This is a genomic window from Mycobacterium sp. TH-M82 (assembly GCF_057473605.1).
In genome coordinates this window covers 1-2,045 of the sequence record NZ_JBYCKY010000380.1, presented here as the reverse complement: position 1 = coordinate 2,045, position 2,045 = coordinate 1, and the positions used below count along the sequence as shown (strand labels likewise).

General features: G+C 67.3%; 1 protein-coding gene. It reads left to right on the top strand.

The genetic code is table 11. The annotated features are described in order from the left end of the window. Nucleotides 1-115: 115 nt before the first annotated feature. On the top strand, nt 116-2,045 hold a 1,930-nt coding region (locus tag AC2VON_RS11725; RefSeq protein ID WP_486953119.1), incomplete at its 3' end, for an ATP-dependent Clp protease ATP-binding subunit.

The following is a 2,045-nucleotide window of genomic DNA, read 5'->3' as shown; positions in this document are numbered from 1 at the left end:
GTAGTGGGAGGCTTGTCGCGACGTTAAACGTGAGCGGAACAGACTCAACCTTGACGGCGTTGGACAACGCGACGAGCATTTTTGACAACCCCTTCTGACCCTGAACGGAGGTGTCGTGGACTCTTTCAACCCCACCACCAAGACCCAGGCCGCGCTGACCGCCGCACTGCAGGCGGCTTCTGCCGCCGGGAACCCTGAGATCCGACCTGCGCACCTATTGATGGCCCTGTTGACCCAGAACGACGGGATCGCGGCGCCGCTGTGCGAGGCGGTCGGCGTCGATCCGGCAACCATCCGAAGCGAGGCGCAGCGCCTACTGGAACGGCTTCCCCAGGCCACCGGCGCCAGCGCGCAGCCGCAGCTGTCCCGCGAGTCGCTGGGCGCGATCACCACCGCCCAGCAGCTGGCCAGTGAGCTCGACGACGAGTACGTCTCCACCGAGCACCTGATGGTCGGGCTGGCGACCGGTGACTCCGACGTCGCCAAGCTGCTCACCGGCCACGGCGCCTCCCCGCAGGCGCTGCGGGAGGCTTTCGTGAAGGTGCGCGGCAGCGCCCGGGTTACCAGCCCCGACCCCGAGGCCACCTACCAGGCGCTGGAGAAGTACTCCACCGACCTGACCGCCGAGGCCCGCGAAGGCAAGTTGGATCCGGTCATCGGGCGGGACACCGAGATTCGGCGGGTGGTGCAGGTCCTCTCCCGGCGCACCAAGAACAATCCGGTGTTGATCGGTGAGCCCGGCGTCGGCAAGACGGCGATCGTGGAGGGCCTGGCCCAGCGCATCGTCGCCGGTGACGTGCCGGAGAGCCTGCGCGACAAGACCGTCATCTCCCTGGACCTGGGCTCGATGGTGGCCGGTTCGAAGTACCGCGGCGAGTTCGAGGAGCGGCTCAAGGCCGTGCTCGACGACATCAAGAACTCTGCCGGACAGATCATCACGTTCATCGACGAGCTGCACACCATCGTCGGCGCCGGCGCCTCGGGCGCTGAGTCTTCCCTGGACGCCGGCAACATGATCAAGCCGATGCTGGCCCGCGGCGAGCTGCGGCTGGTCGGGGCTACCACGCTCGACGAGTACCGCAAGCACATCGAGAAGGACGCCGCGCTGGAGCGGCGTTTCCAGCAGGTCTTCGTCGGCGAGCCGTCGGTGCAGGACACCATCGGTATCCTGCGTGGGCTGAAGGACCGCTACGAGGTGCACCATGGGGTGCGGATCACCGATTCGGCGCTGGTCGCGGCGGCGACCTTGAGCGACCGTTACATCACTGCCCGGTTCCTGCCGGACAAGGCCATCGACTTAGTCGACGAGGCTGCGTCGCGGCTGCGGATGGAGATCGACTCGCGCCCGGTGGAGATCGACGAGGTCGAACGGCTGGTGCGCCGGCTGGAGATCGAGGAGATGGCGCTGGTTAAGGAAGAAGACGCCGCTTCCAAGGGGCGGCTGGAGAAGCTGCGCGCCGAGCTGGCCGATAAGAAGGAAGAACTGGCCCACCTCACCAGCCGCTGGCAGAACGAGAAGAACGCCATCGACGTCGTCCGCGAACTCAAGGAGCAGCTGGAGACGCTGCGCGGGGAATCCGAGCGTGCCGAACGCGACGGCGATTTGGCCAAGGCCGCCGAGCTGCGCTACGGGCGCATCCCCGAGGTGGAGAAGAAACTCGACGCCGCGTTGCCGACCGCGCAGGCCCGTGAGGACGTCATGCTCAAGGAGGAGGTGGGTCCCGACGACATCGCCGACGTGGTGAGTGCGTGGACCGGAATCCCGGCCGGGCGGTTGCTGGAGGGCGAGACCGCCAAGCTGCTGCGGATGGAAGACGAGCTGGCTAAGCGTGTTGTCGGCCAGAAGAAGGCCGTGCAAGCGGTGTCCGATGCGGTACGGCGCAGCCGCGCCGGGGTCGCCGACCCCAACCGGCCCACCGGGGCGTTTTTGTTCCTGGGTCCCACCGGCGTCGGCAAGACCGAGCTGGCCAAGGCGCTGGCCGACTTCCTCTTCGACGACGAGCGGGCCATGGTGCGCATCGACATGAGCGAGTACGGCGAGAAGC